This window comes from Pseudomonas sp. 5.2 (assembly GCF_059025405.1).
The window spans coordinates 324,376-343,673 of the sequence record NZ_JBYBHH010000001.1; the positions used below are offsets into that span (position 1 = coordinate 324,376).

Genomic DNA, 19,298 nt, shown 5'->3' on the forward strand with positions numbered 1-19,298 from the left:
GATCGAGCGCCGCCCGCGCGGCGCTTCGCAGCACAAGGCTGCTCCTACATCTGTTTCAGGCCAGTGAGGCCTGTGATATCTGCGCGCGACCGCCTCAGGAATAATTGGCCCCAAAAATGTAGGAGCAGCCTTGTGCTGCGAAGCGCCGCGCGGGCGGCGCTCGATCTGACAGGCGCTGCAAATCCATCGCCATGCACCTGGCGGCCCTATCTCAATCTACCGCCACCCACCCTCACATCAAAAACTGGCCTTGACCGACACCATGAAATTACGCGGCTCCCCATAATAATTACCAAACGTCTCCGTCCCGATACTGGCGTAATAACGCTTGTCGAACAGGTTGTTGCCGTTAACCGCCACCGACCAGGTATCGTCGATCCGGTAACCGATCCGGCCATTCCAAACCGCATACCCCGCCTGGCTGATCTTCTCGCCACTGGCAGGCGAAACCCGGAAGTTATCGCTCTGCGCATTCACCCCGGCACCCAGGCTGAACCGCTCAAAAGCGCCACCGAGTGCGTACTCGCCCCACAGGCGCAGCACGTGCCGAGGCACATAGCTGTTGAACGCCGCGCCGTTCAGGCTGGTGTCGATATCGTCGAGGGTCTTGGTCTGGGTGTAGGTGTAGCCCGCCAGCAATTGCAGGCGCTCGATGACTTCGCCGCTGATCTCGGCCTCGAAACCCTGGGCGCGGACCTTGCCAGCGTTGACATAGCAGTAGCCATCCGAGGAGGGGCACGACGAGTTGTAGTCGGTCTGCGCCTGGTCCTTCTGAATGGTGCGGAACAGGTTGAAGGCGCCGTTCAAACGCCCGTCGAACCAGGCCCCCTTGATCCCCAGTTCATAGCTCTGGCCCACCAGCGGTTTGAGCGCCGAACCTTGTTCGTCCCGGTAGCTGCCTTGCGGGGTGAAGATGTCCGAGTAGCTGGCGTAGGCCGTCAGGTTTTCGTTCAGGTCCAGCAGCACGCCGGCAAAGGGTGTGACCTGCCCGGTCTCGCGGGCGTTGGAGTGCTGCGGCGGCGTGGCGGTGTCGATGAAGACGGTATCGGTCTCGGCGTTATACCAACTCACCCGGCCCCCCATCACCAGGGTCAACGGGTCGGCCAGTTTCAGGCGCAGGGTCGAGTAGAGGCCTTTTTGTGTGGTCACGGACTTGACCGGGCCACCGCGCGACGAGTGCTCGATGAAGTAGCTGTCATCTGGCTCAGGGATGAACTTGTCGGGGTTGAACACATTCTGCCGTTGCGCAAGGAACGCCACCGAGTAGAAGTCATCTTTCTTCGAGCGGCTGGCGTTCATGCCCAGCACCAGTTCATGTTGCTGGCCGAAGGCATCAAACTTGCCATCCACATAGGCATCCAGGCCGTAATCGACCTGGTCATAGTCATACATACTGCCCAGCATGCCAGTGGTATCAATGCCAGGCGTCACCGCACCGGAGGCGAAGGCGTACTTGATGTCCTGGGTGTTCTTTGTATAAACGCTCGCCACCTTGAGCTTCCAGTCTTCGTCGAGCTGGTGGGTGAGGTCGGTGAACACCGTGGTGCGCTGGCTGCGCCAGGTATTCCACGAAGGGTCGAGGCAGGTCGAGCGGCTGAGGTTCAGATCGCTGCGGTCCCGGTAGCGCGGCAGGCCGCCCCAGCAGGGGTTGGCATCCACGTCCTCGTAGGCAACGCCTAGGCCCAAAGTCGTGTCGGGGCTGACATCGAAGTCGAGGGCGCCGTAGTACACCTGGTCCTTGCGGTTGGCATCGTCGACCGAGTAATGCCGGCTCTGCTCCGCCACGACTGCCCGGCCACGCAAGGTGCCGGCTGCGTTCATCGGCCCACCGGTGTCGAGCTGCCCGCGGTAGTTGTCCCAACTGCCCCCGGACAGGGTGATGTCGGTATGCGCCGCCGCCAGGCCACGCTTGCGCACGAAGTTCACCCCGCCAGCGGTACCGCCCGACCCTTTCATCATGCCGGCTGCGCCGCGCAACACTTCGACCCGGTCGTAGTAGGCCATGTCACTGCTGAAGCTGTCGGCCTGGACATAGAGGTTGCCCATGTCCAGCGGCACACCGTCGTACTGGTACTGGCCCGACATGCGGAACCCGCGCGAATAGAAGTATTTGCCGCCCATGGTCGAGTCGTACACGGTGATGCCGGGCGTCTTTTCCATGACCTGATCGATGGTGTACAGGTTCTGGTCGTCCATCATCTTGCGCGTCATCACCGTGACCGATTGCGGCGTCTCCTTGAGCGAGTGCTCGCCCTTGCCGATGGTCACCGCGCCCGTGGTGTACGAGCCGCTGTTCTCAGTGGTTGCACCCAGCACCTGGCTGGTGATGTTGGTGGCCCCCAGCTCCAGCGCCGAGCCCGACGACGGCACCGCCTGCAGCACATAAGTGCCGTTTGACCGCGGCTCGGCCTGCAGGCCGCTGCCTGCCAGTATCTGGGTAAAGCCCTCGCTGACACCGAACGCACCTTTCAGGCCGGGGCTCTGCAAACCGTCTGTTTGCCGGGCATCGAACGAAATCGCAGCGCCCGCCGCACTGGCGAAGCGGCTGAGGACTTCAGTCAGGCTGCCCCCCGCAATATTGTACGACCGGACGGCACTTTGCTGCGTCGGCTGCGGCGCTGCATACGTCGTCATGGGCCAGGCACCGGCGGTGGTTGCCGTCAACAGCCCGACATTTATTGCAGTCGCCAGACGACCACGCTTGAACACAGCAGACATACCAATCCTCCCCCTGAAAACGATCAATAGAACCCTTTGGGGGATGAGCCGAACGTCGTGTAAGAAAAGTGCAAAACCCGCGAAAGTTTTTTCAGCCCGCTGGGGGAGGGGGCGGCGATACGGTGACCCAAAAACGGCTGTAGCGCGTGACGCGCAGCGCAAACCCGGTCTCCAGTGCAGCCAATGCCCGGTCGGTGTCATCGATGGGGAACGCGCCAGAAACCTTCAGCTGGGCAATGCGGGGATCACAGCGCAGCACCCCGGTGCGATAGCGCGACAGGTCCACCAGCAGTTCACCCAAGGGGCGATCCAGGGCGATGATGCTGCCTTGTTGCCAGGCCCCTACAGAGGCGTCATTGCGCCGTATTGCCCCCACCGAACGGTCAGAAAACGCAATGGATTGCCCAGCTTCAACACGCACTGCCAAAGCACCGCTGGATGCCCTCACTTCCACCGCCTTCTCGAGCACGGCCACGTCACCCTCCAAGGCTTGGGAGCGAACCAGAAAACGCGTGCCCAGCGCCCGTACCTGGCCATGCCGGGTGCGCACAATGAACGGCCGTTGCGCGGGGTCGGCCGCCGTGGTCACCAGAATTTCGCCGCGCAACAGTTCCAGCACCCGTTGCTGGCCGTCGTACTTGAGGTTCACCGACGTGTCGGTGTTCAGCAGCAGCGAGCCGCCATCGGGCAAGCGAAACGCGCGGCGTTCACCCACAGCGGTGCGGTAGTCGGCCAGCAGCTGCTGCGAGGTGTCGCTGCGCCAACCCAGCCAGCCCAGCGAAGTGGCCGGCACCAGTATCACGACACTGCGCAACAGCTGGCGCCGAGAGCGCTCGGCGCCGCGCAAGGCAGGGGCCGCCAGGGCGCCGGGCACGCGGGTCATCTGCTCGCCCACGGCGGCCATGCGTTGCCAGGCCTGACGGTGGGCCGGGTCGGCAACCAGCCAGTCGTTCCAGGCGCTGCGGTCGGCGTCGGTGGCGATGCCCGAGTGCAGCCGCGCGTACCAGCGCGCGGCGACACTGATGGCGTTCAACTCGGCGGGCGACAGGCTCATGCCAGTTGCAACTGCATCAAACAGCAATGCTCCATGGCTTTGGCCATGTAGTTGTTGACGCTGCGCACGCTGATGTTCATGTGCTCGGCAATCTGCGGGTAGGTCAGGCCGTCGAACTGCGACAGCATGAACACCTGCTTCACCTTCGGGCCAAGCCCTTGCAGCAGGCGGTCGATTTCTACCAGTGCCTGCAACAGGATCGCCTGTTCCTCCAGCGAAGGCTGCAACGCCTCCGGCAGGCTAGCCAAGGCCTCCAGGTAGGCCTGCTCCAGTGAGCGCCGTCGGAACAGATCGATCAGCAGGCCTTTGGCGATTCGCGACAGGTAGGGGCGTGGCTCGCGAATATCCAGCGCACTGCGTGCCTTGATCACCCGCACGAAGGTGTCCTGCGTCAGGTCGGCGGCATCGAACGCATTGCCCAGGCGTTTGCGCAGCCAGCCATTGAGCCAGCCGTGATGTTCGCAGTACAGATCATTGACGGCGCTACGCAGGGATAGATCGTTGGCGGGCATGGTGATGGAATGGTTCGCGAGTGGTAATGAATCTTATTGTCGTGCGGGCTGTGGTTTTTTTGCAAGCGCTACAAAGATTCAAGAAACGCACGTATCGCCTGCCGCTCGCCCTTGCCCAGCGCCGCATAGCGCTGCCGGGCCACTTCTGCTTCACCGCCATGCCAGACAATCGCTTCTTCCAGGGTGCGCGCTCGGCCGTCGTGCAGATAGCCGCTGCCGGGGGTAATCCGCTCGCTCAGGCCAAGCCCCCACAGCGCCGCCGTGCGCCACTGCCGGCCGTTGGCGAGATAGTCTTCACGGCCATCGGCCAGGCCGGGGCCCATGTCGTGCAGTAACAGGTCGGTATACGGCGCGATGCGTTGCTGTGTCAGGGCGGGATAAAGCGGGTGTGTGCCGGTGATCAGCTCGGGGCGGTGACAGGCGGTGCAGCCACTGGCAGCGAACAGTTTTTCGCCCTCAATGACCGCAGGTTCGCCCTGTTGTCGACGGGCCGGTACGGCCAGGTGAGCGAGGTAGAAATGCAGGTCGCCGAGTTGCAGGGCGTCCAGCTCCGGCTCGCCGCCGTGCGCTGCGTGGGCACAGGCCTGTTGAGTGGGCGTGCAGTTCTGCACCGGGGCGAGCGGGGAGGTGATGCCAAGATCACCTAGCATGGCGTGGGCGATCTGTTGGCGCAGGTCCGGCTGATTGGCCTTGAGGCCAAAGCGGCCTGCCTCGGTGCGTTGTCGCTCGACACTCCACACCTGATTGACCTGCCCCGTCACGCCGTCTGGTTTAGCTTCGGAGGCCATGGCGTGCAGGGTGCGCTCATCGATAGCCTCCAGCAAACCAAGGCCAATGACTGGCGAACCCACGCGTGCCGACGTTAACACCGCGTCCAATGGCCCATAAGCCAGCTCACGCAGCTCGACACGCGGCTTGCGCAGCATGACGGTTTCGCCATCGCCCAGCGACACCGCCTGCTCCTCCCAGTGCACATGGGCGCGCCCTTCACCCGGCACGCCAGGCACACCCTGGTCGTTCAGCTGATCGCCGTATATGGGGTGCGGCTTTGGCCCGCCATGGCCGTCGTGCCCTGGCAGGGCCAAGCGCAGCAACATGCTGCGCATCGGCTGCCCGTGTTCAGGCGCCTGGCCACGGCCGTTCTTGGGGTGGCAGGCGATGCACGACACCCGGTTGTACAGCGGCCCAAGGCCATCCACCGCCTCGTCTCGGGACGGTGCAACCACCCAGGCCTGGCGGAACAGGCTGCGCCCGCGGAAGAAACGTTCCAGTTGGCCTTCGTCCAGCCCGCTGAACGGTTGGGCGTAGGCTTCACGGTTGGCCGCCGTGTGCGTGGTCTCGGCGCTGGCGAGCAGGCTAGTCAGCACACCCATCGTTAACCAAGCGGCGCGCACGGCAGTCACTGCCCCAAACCATCGAGCAAACGGGCTGCCTCTGCTCGGTGAAGCGCGGCCTGGAACTGCCAGCTGATTTCCCGGCGGCCGAGTTCGTCCGCGTCGGTGGCCGGCGCTTGCGTCATGCCCTGGTCCTGGCGCGCCGCGAACAGTGCCAGCAAGGGCTTCGCTTCGGCTTGTTCGGCATCCAGGGGCGGTGCAGTCAACTGTTGGCGTATGGCGGTGACGTCCAGCCCAGCTGCTTCGGCCGCGTGCAGCCGAGCCCAGAGCTCGCCCAAGGCTTCATGGGGCATGCCGAGCCAGTGGGTGAACAATGAGCTGATCAAGGCCAGGCGTTCGCGTGAGCTGCCGTTGCCGTAGTCATAGGCGCCCAGGCCGGCAGCAACGAACGGGTCATGGTAGTCCGCCGGCAACTGCCGATAGACACTGGGGCGCACGGGCAGTTTGCGGATATCGGCATCGGCCAGCAGCCCTTGGCCTGCTTCCGACAGCACGAACTGCGCAAACGCTCGGGCACCCGCCAATGCCTGGCTGTGGGCGGTAATAGCGATGAAGGCTGGGTTAAGGCCGCCATGCGCCGGATAGACGAAATCCACCGGCTCGCCATTGGCTTTGGCCGAGGCGACAAAGAAATCGATCGACAACCCGACTGCTGCACGCCCGCTGGTCACTTCATCACTGACCAGGGTGCCACCCCGCGTTACCAGGCGCGCCTGGCCGGCCAGTTCACTCCAGAGGGCCCAGCCGCGTTCCCAGCCATAGGCACGCAAGACGATATCCAGCAGGACCGGTGCAAAGCCGACCCGGCCTGGGTCTGGCAGCGCAATGCGCCCGCGCAGTCGTGGGTCGAGCAAGTCTGGCCAGTCCCTTGGTACCGGAACCCCCAGTTCGCCCAGCGACGTGGCGTTGATGGCAAAGCCATAGCCCGCGAGCTCGGTTGCCTGGTACAGCTGGCGTTGGTCACGCAATGACAAACCACCGATCTGTGCCGGCAGGCCCTTCAGGCTGATCCCCAGGGGTTGCCAGCTACCGGCTTTCGCCAGCCGGGCGAAGTTGCCCGGCGACGGTGCCCAATAGACATCGACACCCCCCTGCTGTGCTTGCAGCAGATAGGGCAGGGCATCGAAGCCCTGGCGCCAGAGGATGTGCAGGCGATAGCCCGGGTGGGCTTGAGCAAACCCGTCCTCGATCCGCGTCATTACCTCTTCGGGGTAGCTGGTCATGACCACCACGGTTTGCGGGGCAGCGCTCAGCAGCGTGCTGACCGTCAGCAGCAGGCCGGCTAGCCAGCGGTTACAGCGGCACATTGAATTGCACGAAGTATTGACGGCCCATTTCAGGGTAGCCCTCGCTGTACTCATACAGCCGGTCGAACAGGTTGCGAATGCCGCCCTCGATCAGCACATCGTTGCTGAAGCGGTAGCCGCTCTTGAGGTTGTACACCGCGTAGCCGGGCGCCATTTGGTTGCCGTCCGAGGTGTTGTAGCGACGCGATGCAGCTTCCACGCTGGCAGTGTGTTGCCAGTCACCCAGATGCCACGAGGCCGAGCCGAACGCGCTGTGGCGTGGGGTGTCGGTAGGGTGCAGGTCGTGGTCGCTGAGGTTCTCGCGGTCGAGCCAGGTGTAGTTTGCCGCCAATTCCCAGTTGCCCAGGTCGCCGTTGATGCCAAGCTCCACACCCTGGTTTCGCGCTTTGGCAATGTTCTGGTACTGGCCACAGGGCGCGGCGCAGTTAGGCTGCGCCGGTACCGTGACGTTTTGAATGGAGTCCTCGATGTTGGCCACGAACAGCGTGGCGTCCAGCTTCCATTGCGGGGCGATCTGGCCGCTGTAGCCGAGCTCATAGTGAGTCGCCCGCTCAGACTTCAAGTCGGGGCTGGGGATCACCGTGCCGAAGCGCGTCGAGTAGCGATCCTTGATGGTCGCGAAGCGGCTTTTGCGTGCCACGGTCAGGCGCAGTTGGCCGTCGTCGTGGGTGCCCAGCAGCGGGTTGGTATTGGCGAACAGGCCCAGTTGCGCGTTGACGGCGTCGTTGCTGCCGGTGGGTTCGTCGTAGAGCGTGGCCTGCGATGGCGAGCTGGCGTTGGTGCCGTAGTTCTGTGCGTCCAGGCTCTTGCGGTAGTTGTACGAGACGCCGCCCACCACGCTGAAGATGTCGTTCAGGCGCAGGGTGTCTTCCAGGGCAATCGACTGAGTCTGATCGCGGAAGTGGGTCTGGGGGTTGGCGCCATCACGCGAGCGATGCACATCGTCTTTGAAGTGATAGGCAATGCCCAGGCGGTTGGCCTCGCTCAAGGCCAAGTCGCCTTCCACCGAAAAGCCGCTGCTCTCGTCATCGTATTTGCTGGGGAAGCCCGGCTGCAAAGCGCCGACCACGCCATTGCGATAGGTGAAGCTTTCCAGCGAGTTCTTGAAGGTGTCGTGGTACACGCGCGTTTTCAGGGCGTGCTCGCCAAAGCCGGTCTTGGTGGCGATGAAGACACTGGTATTGTCCGACCGCGGCCATTCCCACCAGCGCGCACGTTGGCCGGTGGTCGGCAGGTCGCCGGCATACGGCGGTTGGCCCTTGCTGCCTTCCTGCTGAACGTAGCCGAGCACGTATTCATCGGTTTCACTGGGGGTGAAGCCCACTTTGAAGCTGAATTTGCTGTCGCGGTGGTTGCTGTTCTCGCGCCGCCCCGTGCCCTGCTGGTTGTTGGTCGGCTTGAAGTCATCGGGCAGCAGGGTGTAGTCGTAATCGACATACGACACGCCGCCCTGAACCCACCACAGGCCCTGGTTGGAACCCACGTTGGCGTAACTGCGGTAGGCATTCACGTTACCGTGATCGGTCAGCTCCAGCCCCCCACCCACTTCGCCCTCGAACGCTTGCGTGGGGCGGCGGGTCACCAGGTTGATCGCCCCGCCCAGGGTGTTGGGGCCGTACAGCAGCGAGGCGAAGCCCTTGTCCACCTGGATGCGTGACAGGTCGTAGGTGGTGAAGCGCCCCAGATCGATGTTGCCGTCGTAAGGCACGTAGGTGGGAATGCCGTCGATGAACACCGGCACCTGCAAGCGATCGAAACCGCGTACGAATACCACCTGCTCGGCGCGACCGCCGATGTAACCGAGGTTGACCCCAGGGGCCAATGTGAGCGCGCTGCCGACGGTCTCGCGGTCGTGCAGCCGAATGTCTTTCAAGTCGATGACGCTACCACCCGTGGACAGCGTTTCGTCCCGTGGTGCGGAGATTTGGATTTCGCCGAGGTTGAAGGTGTTGTTCTGTTCGGCGACAGCGGGTTGAGCACCGAGGGCTGCGACGGCAACCATCACGGTGCGCGGTGTTAGCGGCTTCATTACTGCTCCTGGGTCGGCCATGGCAGTGGCGGGCCTGGCGACGTTATATATTGTTGTATATAGCGATAGGCGAAATTAACCGACCACGACCTCCCCAGGGCGTGATCAGTCAGCAATCGCAAAAAGAGATAGCAGGATGGCAGATGGCCAACCGCGGGGAATCCTAGCGTTGTTTACGGGGGGTTACAACGATGTATACAAAAATATATAGCGTGTGCCGAGATCGGTAGGGAGGGAGGTCGCAATGGTGCCCCTCCGGTCATGCGCGATCTGTGTAGGAGCAGCCTTGTGCTGCGAAGAGGCCGGTGGCAGCGCTGAAGATTCCCGGTGGGGTCACGGGCCTCTTCGCAGCACAAGGCTGCTCCTGCAGTGGAAGGCGTATGCCTGGAGGATCAAACAACGCTCCGAAACCTAGCTCGCCGTCTCAACTTCCAAAAACGCCGCCTCCAACAACTGCCGCGTATACGCATGCTGCGGCGCGTGGAAGATCGCCTGCGCATTCCCTTGCTCCACCACCTGCCCCTGCTTGATCACCATCAACTGATGGCTCAGCGCCTTGACCACTGCCAGGTCATGGCTGATGAACAGGTAGGTCAGGTTGTACTTCTGCTGCAAGCTGCGCAGCAACTCCACCACCTGCCGCTGCACCGTGCGGTCCAGCGCCGAGGTGGGTTCATCGAGCAGGATCAACGCCGGTTTCAACACCAACGCCCGGGCAATCGCAATGCGCTGGCGCTGCCCGCCCGAGAACTCATGCGGGTAGCGGTGGCGTGTCCGCGGGTCGAGCCCCACTTCTTCCAGCGCAGCAATGATCGCCGCTTCCTGCTCTTCAGCGGTGCCGATGCGGTGAATTCGCAACCCTTCACCCACGATGTCTGCCACGCACATGCGTGGGCTGAGGCTGCCAAACGGGTCTTGGAACACCACCTGCATTTCTCGCCGCAGCGGGCGTACTGCCTTCTGGTTCAGCCCTGCGAGGTCCTGGCCGTGAAAGCGAATGCCGCCCTGGCTTGAAATCAAGCGCAAGATGGCCAGCCCGAGCGTCGACTTACCCGAGCCACTCTCGCCGACAATCCCCAGCGTCTGCCCTTGGGGCAAGCTGAAGTTGATGCCGTCCACCGCCTTCACATGGTCGACTGTACGCCGCAAGAAGCCTTTCTTGATCGGGAACCAGACCTTGAGGTCATCCACCTCCAGCAGCGGCGCGCCGACTGGGTTGTGGGCAGGTTGGCCGCTGGGTTCGGCATTGATCAGCATCTGCGTGTAGTGATGCTGCGGTGCACTGAACAGCGTCGCGCAATCCGCCTGCTCGACAATCTGCCCGCGCTGCATCACGCACACGCGGTGGGCAATGCGCCGCACCAGGTTCAGGTCATGGCTGATCAACAGCAGCGCCATGCCCAAGCGTGCCTGCAGCTCCTTGAGCAGGTCGAGAATCTTCAACTGCACGGTCACGTCCAGCGCGGTGGTGGGTTCGTCGGCAATGAGCAGTTCTGGCTCGTTGGCCAGCGCCATGGCGATCATTACCCGCTGCCGCTGCCCACCCGACAGCTCGTGGGGCAGGGCCTTGAGGCGCTTGCGCGGTTCGGGAATCCCAACCAGTTCCAACAGCTCCAGCGTGCGTGCGGTGGCTTCCTTGCCGGTCAGGCCTTTGTGCAGCAGCAGGATTTCGTTGATCTGCTTCTCGATGCAGTGCAGCGGGTTCAGCGAGGTCATCGGCTCCTGGAAGATCATGGCAATGCGGTTGCCACGGATATGCCGCAAGGCCTTCTCGCTCTGCTGCAGCAGGTCTTTGCCCTCGTAGCGGATGCTGCCGCTGGGGTGGCGGGCGAGGGGGTAGGGCAGCAGGCGCAGGATCGAGTGGGCGGTCACCGATTTGCCCGAGCCGCTCTCGCCGACCAGGGCCAGGGTCTCGCCCTTGCGGATGTCGAAACTGATGCCGTCGACCACCCGGTTGACCTGCTCGCCGGTGACGAACTCCACCGCGAGATCACGCACTTCGATCAGGTTATGTTCGCTCATGTCATTTCCTTGGGTCGAAGGCATCGCGGGCGGATTCGCCGATGAACACCAGCAAGCTCAGCATCACCGCCAGCACGGCGAATGCGCTGATGCCCAGCCATGGCGCCTGCAGGTTGGATTTGCCTTGGGCGACCAGCTCGCCCAGCGACGGCGAGCCGGCCGGCAGGCCGAAGCCGAGGAAGTCCAGGGCGGTTAGCGTGCCGATGGCGCCGGTGAGGATGAACGGCATGAAGGTCATGGTCGAGATCATCGCGTTGGGCAGAATGTGCCGGTACATGATCGCGCCATTGCGCATGCCCAGGGCGCGGGCGGCGCGCACGTATTCAAGGTTGCGGCCACGCAGGAACTCGGCGCGCACCACGTCCACCAAGCTCATCCACGAGAACAACAGCATGATCCCCAGCAGCCACCAGAAGTTGGGCTGCACGAAGCTTGCGAGGATGATCAGCAGGTACAGCACCGGCAAGCCCGACCAGATCTCCAGAAAGCGCTGGCCGGCCAGGTCGACCCAGCCGCCATAAAAGCCCTGCAAGGCACCGGCGATGACGCCGACGATGGAACTGAGGATGGTCAGGGTCAGGGCGAACAGCACCGACACGCGGAAGCCGTAGATCACCCGCGCCATCACATCACGGCCCTGGTCATCGGTGCCCAGCCAGTTGTCCGCCGAAGGCGGGGCGGGGGCCGGGACCTTGAGGTCGTAGTTGATGCTTTGGTAACTGAAGGGGATTGGCGCCCACAGCACGAAGCTGTCTTTCTTGGCCAGCAGTTCGCGGATGTACGGGCTCTTGTAGTTGGCCTCCAGTGGGAACTCGCCGCCAAAGGTGGTCTCCGGGTAGCGCTTGAACGCAGGGAAGTACCACTCGCCGTCGTAACGCACGGCAATCGGTTTGTCGTTGGCGATCAGCTCGGCGCCCAGGCTCAGGCCGAACAGGATGAGGAACAGCCACAACGACCACCAGCCGCGGCGGTTGGCCTTGAAGCGCTCGAAGCGCCGGCGGTTGAGAGGGGACAGTGCCATGTCAGTGCTCCCGGCTGGCGAAGTCGATGCGTGGATCGACCAGGGTGTAGGTCAGGTCGCCGATCAGTTTCACCACCAGCCCCAGCAGGGTGAAGATGAACAGGGTGCCGAAGACCACCGGGTAGTCGCGGTTGATGGCCGCCTCGAAGCTCATCAGGCCCAGGCCGTCGAGCGAGAAAATCACCTCGATCAGCAGCGAGCCTGTAAAGAAGATGCCGATGAAGGCCGAAGGGAAACCGGCAATCACCAGCAGCATGGCGTTACGGAACACATGCCCGTACAGCACCCGCGAGCGGCTCAGGCCCTTGGCCTTGGCGGTGACCACGTATTGCTTGTTGATCTCGTCGAGGAAGCTGTTTTTGGTCAGCAGGGTCATGGTGGCGAAGTTGCCGATGACCAGTGCGGTGATCGGCAGCACCAGGTGCCAGAAGTAGTCCAGCACCTTGCCGGTAGTGGACAGTTCATCGAAGTTGTTCGAGGTCAGCCCCCGCAGCGGGAACCAGTCGAAGTAACTGCCACCGGCGAACAATACGATCAGCAGGATGGCGAACAGGAACGCCGGGATGGCGTAGCCGACGATGATCGCCGAACTGGTCCAGACGTCGAAGTGGCTGCCGTGGCGCACGGCCTTGGCGATGCCCAGGGGGATGGACACCAGGTACATGATCAGGGTGCTCCATAACCCTAGCGAGATCGACACCGGCATCTTCTCGATGATCAGGTCGATGACCTTGGCATCGCGGAAGAAGCTGTCGCCAAAATCCAGCTGGGCGTAGTTCTTGATCATGATCCACAGGCGTTCGGGCGGCGACTTGTCGAAGCCGTACATACGCTCGATTTCGGCAATCAGCGCCGGGTCCAGGCCCTGCGCGCCGCGGTAGCTGGAGCCGGCCACCGAGACTTCGGCGCCGCCGCCGGCGATGCGGCTGGTGGCGCCTTCGAAGCCTTCGAGCTTGGCGATCATTTGCTCGACCGGGCCGCCGGGAGCGGCCTGGACGATGATGAAGTTGATGATCAGGATGCCGAACAGAGTCGGGATGATCAGCAGCAGGCGGCGCAGGATATAGGCCAGCATCTCAGTTGGCCTCGCCCGCGGAGGCATCGGTGACGGCTGGGGTCACGCCAGGCTTGATCCACCAGGTGTCGATGCCGATGTCGTACTTGGGCGACACGCTCGGGTGGCCGATGTGGTTCCAGTAGGCCACGCGCCAGGTCTTGATGTGCCAGTTGGGGATCACGTAGTAGCCCCACAGCAGTACGCGGTCGAGCGCCCGTGCGTGGTTGATCAGGCTCTGGCGTGAGTCGGCGTTGATCAACTGTTCCACCAGTTGGTCGATGGCCGGGTCACGCAGGCCGATGAAGTTGCGGCTGCCGGGGTTGTCGGCGGCGGCGCTGGACCAGAATTCGCGCTGTTCGTTGCCCGGCGAATTGGATTGCGGGTAACCGCCGACAATCATGTCGTAGTCGCGTGAGCGCAGGCGGTTGATGTATTGCGAAACGTCGACCCGGCGGATGTTCAGGTCAATGCCCAAGTCGGCAAGGTTGCGTTTGAACGGCAGCAGAATGCGCTCGAATTCGGTCTGGGCCAGCAGAAACTCGATGGACACCGGCTTGCCGTCCTTGTCGACCATCTTGTCGTCGACGATTTTCCAGCCGGCTTCCTGCAGAAGCTTGTAGGCCTGGCGCTGCTGTTCACGGATCATGCCGCTGGCGTCGGTGACCGGGTTGTGGAACGCCTCGCTATAGACCTGCTCGGGCACCTTGCCGCGCAGCGGTTCGAGTATTTTCAGCTCGTCAGGGGAGGGCACGCCCCTGGCGGCCATGTCGGAGTTTTCGAAGTAGCTGCCGGTGCGGGTATAGGCGCCGTTGAACAGCTGCTTGTTGGTCCACTCGAAGTCCAGCAGCAGGCTCAGCGCCTGGCGCACGCGGATGTCCTGGAAGACCGGTTTGCGCAGGTTGAAGATGAAGCCCTGCATGCCGGTGGGGTTGCCGTTGGGCAGTTCTTCCTTGATCAAGCGGCCATCGCGGACCGCCGGGACGTTGTAGGCGGTGGCCCAGTTTTTTGCGCTTACCTCGAGCGCATAGTCGAACGCCCCAGCCTTCAATGCCTCCAGCGCTACGGCCGTGTCGCGGTAAGCGTCGAAGGTCATGGCATCGAAGTTGAACTGACCACGGTTGATCGGCAGGTCTTTGGCCCAGTAGTCCTTGACCCGCTCGTAGCGGATGGTACGCCCGGCCTTGACCTCGGCGACCTTGTACGGGCCGCTGCCCAGCGGTATTTCCAGGTTGCCGCGGTTGAAGTCGCGGTTTTCGTACCAGTGTTTGGGTAGCACAGGTAGCTGGCCGAGAATCAGCGGCAGTTCGCGGTTGTTCTGGTGCTTGAATTTGAACAGCACCCGCAGCGGGTCTTCGGCGACCACTTCGGCAACGTCGGCGTAGTACTGGCGGTACAGCGGCGCGCCGTCCTTGATCAGGGCATTGAAGGTGAAGACCACGTCGTCGGCACGCATCGGGTGGCCGTCATGGAAGCGGGCTTCGGGGCGCAGGTAGAAGCGTACCCAGCTGTTGTCCGGGGCTTTTTCGATCTTGCCGGCAACCAGGCCGTATTCGGTGAACGGCTCGTCCTGGCTCTGGCGCATCAGGGTGTCGTAGATGACGCTGATGTTTTCGGCGGACACACCCTTGTTGATGAAGGGGTTGAGGCTGTCGAAGCCGCCGAAGCTGGACTGGCGGAACGTGCCGCCCTTGGGCGCATCGGGGTTCACATAGTCGAAATGCTTGAAGTCGGCGGGGTATTTTGGCGCCTCGTCGTAGAGCGTCAGCGCGTGTTGCGGGGCGGCCAGCGTGGGCAGGCTCAGGCACGCGAGCAGCAGGCTGCCGGCCAGCTGGCGCAGGCGGTGCGTTGGCATCATTTGGCTTTCTCCGAAGGCTTGATCCACCAGCTATTCAGCCCGAGGGTGTAGGGCGGCGTGGTGACAAAGGCGAACCGGTTGCGGTAGGCCAGGCGGTGATTGTCGAGATACCAGTTGGGGATCATGTAGTACTGCCATGAAAGCACGCGGTCCAGGGCGCGGGCGGCGGCGACCTGGTCGTCGCGGGTGCGCGCGGCGAGCAAGGTGTCGAGCAGGTGGTCGACCACCGGGTCCTTGACCCCAGCATAGTTCTTGCTGCCCTTGGTCGCGGCTTGGCTTGAGTGAAAGTACAGCCACTGTTCTAGGCCTGGGCTCAAGGTCTGGTTCAGGGTCATCAGAATCATGTCGAAATCGAACTGGTCCAGGCGTTGTTTGTACTGGGCGCGGTCCACGGTGCGCAAGCGTGCGTCGATACCGATGCTGGACAGATTTTCGACATAAGGTTGCAGGATACGTTCGAGGTTCGGGTTTACCAGCAGTAGCTCCAGGCGCAACTGCTGGCCTTTGCTGTCCACCAGGCGCTGGCCGTTGAGCTTCCAGCCCGCTTCGCCGAGCAGGGCCAGGGCTTGGCGCAGGGTTTGGCGGTTGATGCCACGGCCATCGGTCTGGCTGACCTTGTAGGGCTCGCTGAACAGCTTTTCGGGCAGTTGGTCGCGGAACGGTGCCAGCAGCAGCCATTCCTTGCCGGTGGGCAGGCCGCTGGCGGCGAATTCGCTGTTGGGGTAGTAGCTGGTCGAACGGCGGTAGGCGCTGCTGAACAGGGCGCGGTTGGTCCACTCGAAGTCGAGCATCAGGCCCAGTGCCTGGCGCACGCGCGGGTCGCTGAACGTGGCCCTGCGGCTGTTCATGAACAGGCCTTGGGTCTGGGTCGGAATACGGTGCGGGATCTGTGCTTTGATCACATCACCGCGGCGCACCGCCGGGAAGTTGTAGCCATTGGCCCAGTTCTTGGCCTGGTGTTCGATATAGATATCGAACTCGCCGGCCTTGAACGCTTCGAACGCCACGGTGGCGTCACGGTAGAACTCGTATTCGACCCGCTTGAAGTTGTACTTGCCACGGTTGACGGCGAGGTCCTTGCCCCAGTAGTTCTTCACCCGCTCGAATACCAGCCGCCGGCCAGGCTCAACCTGGGTAATGCGGTAGGGGCCGCTGCCCAGCGGCGGCTCGAAGGTGGTCGCCTTGAAATCGCGGCCCTGCCAGTAATGTTTGGGCAGCACCGGCATTTCGCCCAGGCGCAGGATCAGCAGCGGGTTGCCGGCGCGCTTGAAGACGAAGCGGATGCGCAAGGGGCCAAGTATGTCTACCCGCTGCACTTCCTGCAGGTTGGTGCGGTAGAGGGGGTGGCCATCCTTGAGCAGCGTGCGATAGGAGAACGCGACGTCCGCTGAGGTGATCGGGTGGCCGTCATGGAACCGTGCCTGCGGGCGCAGGTTGAACACGACCCAGCTGCGGTCCTCGCTGTACTCCACCGAGCGCGCGATCAGGCCGTAGCTTGAGGTCGGTTCGTCGCCCGAGGGGTCGTATTGCCCGGTGCCGATCATCAACGGCTCGTTCAGCTCGCTGATGCCATATTGCTGGAAGTTTGGCGTGGTAATCGGGCTCGATCCCTTGAAAGTGTAAGGGTTGAGCGTGTCGAAGGTACCGAATGCCATGGCCCGCAAGGTGCCGCCTTTAGGCGCTTGCGGGTTGACCCAGTCGAAGTGGGTGAATGTGGCTGGGTACTTGAGCGTGCCGAACTGCGCGTATCCGTGGCTTTCGCTCACCATCGCGACGGCGGGAAAGCTCAAGGCCAGGCTGATTGACAGCAGGAGGGGACGTATCAAGTCGGCATCCGATCCAGAGGCGTTGGGCTTTGATCGAGTACAGTAACAGCTTGGTGGGGTTGGAAAAAGAGAGGTTTTGAAGGCGGTATTGGCGGGAAAGCCCAGTGCAGGTAATGCTGTACCTGTAGGAGCGGCCTTGCGTCGCATAAGGGCCGCAGCGCGGCCCCTGGCGTTACATCAATGCGACAGGTAAACAGTCAGCGTCTGACCGGGTTTGAGCGCATGCCCGCTGCGCGGGTTCCAGCGCTTGAGGTGCTTCATCTCGACATTGAAGCGCTTGGCCACGAGGTACAGCGAGTCGCCCTTGCGCACCTTGTATTGGGTTGAACGCTGCGAAGACGCCGCTACCCGGTTGCCCGCGGCGCTCGGCGCATTACCACCGCGCAGTGCCAATACCTGGCCTGCCTTCAGGCTGTTGCCCGACATGCGGTTCCAGCGCTTGATGTCCCGGACCGACACGCGGTTGGCCTTGGCGATGCTGCCCAGGTTGTCGCCCCGTTTTACCCGGTAGCTGCGCGCGGCCGTCGCGGGTGCCTTGGCTTCGGCCACGGCGCGGGCGAACACGGCCTTGTTCGGTTGCAGGCTGACCAATTGCTCAGGCTTGAGGTTGGACAGGCTCGCGGACAGCAATTGCGCCTTGGCAGTCGGTACCAGCAGCTGCTGGGGGCCGTCCACGGTCATGCGCTTCTTGAAGGCCGGGTTGAGCTGGATCAGTTCGTCTTCGTCGATGTCGGCAAAGGCGGCAACGCGCGACAGGTCGAGGCGATCATTGATGGCCACCGCCTCGAAGTAGGGTTCGTTGGCGATCGGGTTCAGGTTGACGCCATAGGCGTCAGGCGTGGACACCACCTGCGACAGGGCCAAAAGCTTGGGCACGTAGTCGCGGGTTTCCTGCGGCAGTGGCAGGTTCCAGTAGTCGGTCGGCAGGCCGAGCCGTTCGTTGCGTTCGATTGCACGGCTGACGGTGCCTTCACCGGCATTGTAGGCCGCCAGGGCCAGCAGCCAGTCACCGTTGAACATGTCGTGCAGGCGGCTCAGGTAGTCCAGTGCGGCGTTGGTCGACGCGGTCACGTCGCGGCGGCCGTCGTAGAAATTGGTCTGGCGCAGGTTGAAGTGGCGCCCGGTGGACGGGATGAACTGCCACATACCCGCTGCATGGGCACGCGAGTAAGCCATCGGGTTGTAGGCGCTTTCGATGGCTGGCAGCAGGGCCAGTTCCAGCGGCATGTCGCGCTCTTCGAGGCGTTCGACGATGTAATGCAGGTAGAGGCTGCCACGCTCGCCCGCGCTTTCGATGAAGCGTGGGTTGCTGGCAAACCACAGGCGCTGCTGTTCGATGCGCGGGTTGACGTCGATGCTGTCCTGCAGGGCGAAGCCTTGGCGCATGCGTTCCCACACGTCCTGCGGCGCCTGCTCGGCCGGTTTGACCAGCAGCGGTGCCGGTTTGTGCTTGATCCGCGCCTGATAGTTGTGCGCGCGAACGCTATCGGATTCGTCGAGCTGACGGGTGCTCTGGCAGCCCACCAAGGTGGCGGCCAGGGCCAGCGCACTGATCTGGGCCAGGCGCGTCAGGGCGACGGAATGAGAGGTTCTGCGGCTACGGGAAGGCATCGGCTGGGACAGGTTTCCGGGCGAAAAATTTCGGCGATTCTAGAAACCGCTACCCGCCGGGTCAACCGTTGTGCCGCATATGCGATATATCTTGAGGTTATCAGAAGGTGTCCTTCCAAGACCTCAAGGCAGCAAAAACAGCGACATGCGTGGTGTTTGAATGTCCCTTCCATTCGTCTGCTTTTTGTTTAACGGATGTTTCAGTCGTGCGAATAAAGGGGTTCGTCAGGCGTTCCAAGCCGATCGTTGATGGCAATGTGATGCGATTTTCGGCGCGCAGCTGGGTAACCTCGTCGAAGCGTTGCAGAACGTGCAGGTTCTGCGGTTCGACGGCTTTTGCAAAACGCAGGTTGCTCAGCGTGTATTCGTGGGCGCAATACACCTCGGTGTGCTCGGGCAGGGCGGCCAGGCGCTGCAGCGACGGGTGCATCTGTTCGGCGGTGCCCTCGAACATGCGCCCACAGCCGGCCGCGAACAGGGTGTCGCCACTGAACAGCAGGGGCGTTGCCGGTTGCGCCGAATAGAAGGCGATATGGCCAAGGGTGTGCCCGGGCACGCCGATGACCTGGAAGGGCAGGCCCAGTACCGTGATTTCATCGCCGTCCGCCAGCGCTACATCGCGGGCGGGGATGCGCTCGTTGGCCGGGCCGTAGACCTTGGCATCGGTCAGTTGCTTGAGCCGTTCGACACCGCCGACATGGTCGTTGTGGTGGTGGGTGACCAGAATATCGGTCAACACCCAGTCGGGGTGGGCCGCCAGCCATCCTTCCACTGGGCCGGCATCGCCAGGGTCGACCACCGCACAGCGGCGTTTGGCAGTATCCTGTAACAACCAGATGTAGTTGTCGGAGAAAGCGGGGAGAGCATCGATCTGTATCATGGTGCGGATCCG

At 62.9% G+C, this 19,298-nt stretch carries 13 protein-coding genes; all 13 read right to left on the bottom strand.

The window, feature by feature from the left end; translation table 11 throughout:
* Positions 1 to 237: 237 nt before the first annotated feature.
* Positions 238 to 2,718, bottom strand: a complete 2,481-nt coding sequence (locus tag AC5PZ0_RS01445; protein ID WP_493854149.1) for a TonB-dependent siderophore receptor — start codon at positions 2,716 to 2,718, stop codon at positions 238 to 240.
* Between the two features lie 91 nt (positions 2,719 to 2,809).
* A complete protein-coding gene (locus AC5PZ0_RS01450) occupies positions 2,810 to 3,772 on the bottom strand; it encodes a FecR domain-containing protein (RefSeq protein WP_265967968.1) in 963 nt (320 codons plus the stop codon).
* Entirely contained in the window at positions 3,769 to 4,284 is a 516-nt protein-coding gene (locus AC5PZ0_RS01455) for a sigma-70 family RNA polymerase sigma factor (RefSeq protein WP_238214948.1), read from the bottom strand. The genes AC5PZ0_RS01450 and AC5PZ0_RS01455 overlap by 4 nt, the downstream gene beginning before the upstream one ends.
* A 68-nt stretch (positions 4,285 to 4,352) precedes the next feature.
* The gene (locus AC5PZ0_RS01460) at positions 4,353 to 5,657 is read right to left on the bottom strand and encodes a di-heme oxidoreductase family protein (protein WP_493854150.1); all 1,305 of its coding nucleotides are present in this window, start codon (positions 5,655 to 5,657) and stop codon (positions 4,353 to 4,355) included.
* A 26-nt stretch (positions 5,658 to 5,683) separates the two neighbouring features.
* Positions 5,684 to 6,985 carry an ABC transporter substrate-binding protein gene (locus AC5PZ0_RS01465; protein ID WP_493854151.1) on the bottom strand — a complete coding sequence of 434 codons (1,302 nt, stop codon included), beginning with the start codon at positions 6,983 to 6,985 and terminating at the stop codon, positions 5,684 to 5,686.
* Entirely contained in the window at positions 6,972 to 9,014 is a 2,043-nt protein-coding gene (locus AC5PZ0_RS01470) for a TonB-dependent receptor plug domain-containing protein (protein ID WP_493854152.1), read from the bottom strand. The genes AC5PZ0_RS01465 and AC5PZ0_RS01470 overlap by 14 nt, the downstream gene beginning before the upstream one ends.
* A gap of 411 nt (positions 9,015 to 9,425) precedes the next feature.
* Positions 9,426 to 11,036, bottom strand: coding sequence for an ABC transporter ATP-binding protein (locus AC5PZ0_RS01475; protein ID WP_493854153.1), 1,611 nt, complete (start codon positions 11,034 to 11,036; stop codon positions 9,426 to 9,428).
* 1 nt (position 11,037) lies between these two features.
* Positions 11,038 to 12,057 (bottom strand): ABC transporter permease, encoded by a 1,020-nt coding sequence (locus AC5PZ0_RS01480; RefSeq protein WP_027592834.1) that lies wholly within the window; start codon positions 12,055 to 12,057, stop codon positions 11,038 to 11,040.
* Between the two features lies 1 nt (position 12,058).
* Positions 12,059 to 13,132 carry a microcin C ABC transporter permease YejB gene (locus tag AC5PZ0_RS01485; protein WP_027592833.1) on the bottom strand — a complete coding sequence of 358 codons (1,074 nt, stop codon included), beginning with the start codon at positions 13,130 to 13,132 and terminating at the stop codon, positions 12,059 to 12,061.
* Position 13,133: 1 nt separating this feature from the next.
* Positions 13,134 to 14,969 carry an extracellular solute-binding protein gene (locus tag AC5PZ0_RS01490; protein ID WP_265967978.1) on the bottom strand — a complete coding sequence of 612 codons (1,836 nt, stop codon included), beginning with the start codon at positions 14,967 to 14,969 and terminating at the stop codon, positions 13,134 to 13,136.
* A complete protein-coding gene (locus AC5PZ0_RS01495) occupies positions 14,966 to 16,795 on the bottom strand; it encodes an extracellular solute-binding protein (RefSeq protein ID WP_216642501.1) in 1,830 nt (609 codons plus the stop codon). The genes AC5PZ0_RS01490 and AC5PZ0_RS01495 overlap by 4 nt, the downstream gene beginning before the upstream one ends.
* Before the next feature lie 177 nt (positions 16,796 to 16,972).
* Positions 16,973 to 18,406 (bottom strand): lytic transglycosylase domain-containing protein, encoded by a 1,434-nt coding sequence (locus AC5PZ0_RS01500; RefSeq protein ID WP_027592830.1) that lies wholly within the window; start codon positions 18,404 to 18,406, stop codon positions 16,973 to 16,975.
* 100 nt (positions 18,407 to 18,506) lie between these two features.
* Positions 18,507 to 19,286, bottom strand: a complete 780-nt coding sequence (gloB, locus tag AC5PZ0_RS01505; RefSeq protein ID WP_085272589.1) for a hydroxyacylglutathione hydrolase — start codon at positions 19,284 to 19,286, stop codon at positions 18,507 to 18,509.
* Positions 19,287 to 19,298 lie beyond the last annotated feature (12 nt).

What these genes read in the sequence shown, in the direction of transcription:
- AC5PZ0_RS01445 (WP_493854149.1), bottom strand. Translation starts at nt 2,718, where the DNA reads ATGTCTGCTGTGTTCAAGCGTGGTCGTCTGGCGACTGCAATAAATGTC.
- gloB (WP_085272589.1), bottom strand. Translation starts at nt 19,286, where the DNA reads ATGATACAGATCGATGCTCTCCCCGCTTTCTCCGACAACTACATCTGG.
- AC5PZ0_RS01470 (WP_493854152.1), bottom strand. Translation starts at nt 9,014, where the DNA reads ATGAAGCCGCTAACACCGCGCACCGTGATGGTTGCCGTCGCAGCCCTC.
- AC5PZ0_RS01475 (WP_493854153.1), bottom strand. Translation starts at nt 11,036, where the DNA reads ATGAGCGAACATAACCTGATCGAAGTGCGTGATCTCGCGGTGGAGTTC.
- AC5PZ0_RS01480 (WP_027592834.1), bottom strand. Translation starts at nt 12,057, where the DNA reads ATGGCACTGTCCCCTCTCAACCGCCGGCGCTTCGAGCGCTTCAAGGCC.
- AC5PZ0_RS01460 (WP_493854150.1), bottom strand. Translation starts at nt 5,657, where the DNA reads ATGGGTGTGCTGACTAGCCTGCTCGCCAGCGCCGAGACCACGCACACG.
- AC5PZ0_RS01450 (WP_265967968.1), bottom strand. Translation starts at nt 3,772, where the DNA reads ATGAGCCTGTCGCCCGCCGAGTTGAACGCCATCAGTGTCGCCGCGCGC.
- AC5PZ0_RS01500 (WP_027592830.1), bottom strand. Translation starts at nt 18,406, where the DNA reads ATGCCTTCCCGTAGCCGCAGAACCTCTCATTCCGTCGCCCTGACGCGC.
- AC5PZ0_RS01465 (WP_493854151.1), bottom strand. Translation starts at nt 6,985, where the DNA reads ATGTGCCGCTGTAACCGCTGGCTAGCCGGCCTGCTGCTGACGGTCAGC.
- AC5PZ0_RS01455 (WP_238214948.1), bottom strand. Translation starts at nt 4,284, where the DNA reads ATGCCCGCCAACGATCTATCCCTGCGTAGCGCCGTCAATGATCTGTAC.
- AC5PZ0_RS01490 (WP_265967978.1), bottom strand. Translation starts at nt 14,969, where the DNA reads ATGATGCCAACGCACCGCCTGCGCCAGCTGGCCGGCAGCCTGCTGCTC.
- AC5PZ0_RS01485 (WP_027592833.1), bottom strand. Translation starts at nt 13,132, where the DNA reads ATGCTGGCCTATATCCTGCGCCGCCTGCTGCTGATCATCCCGACTCTG.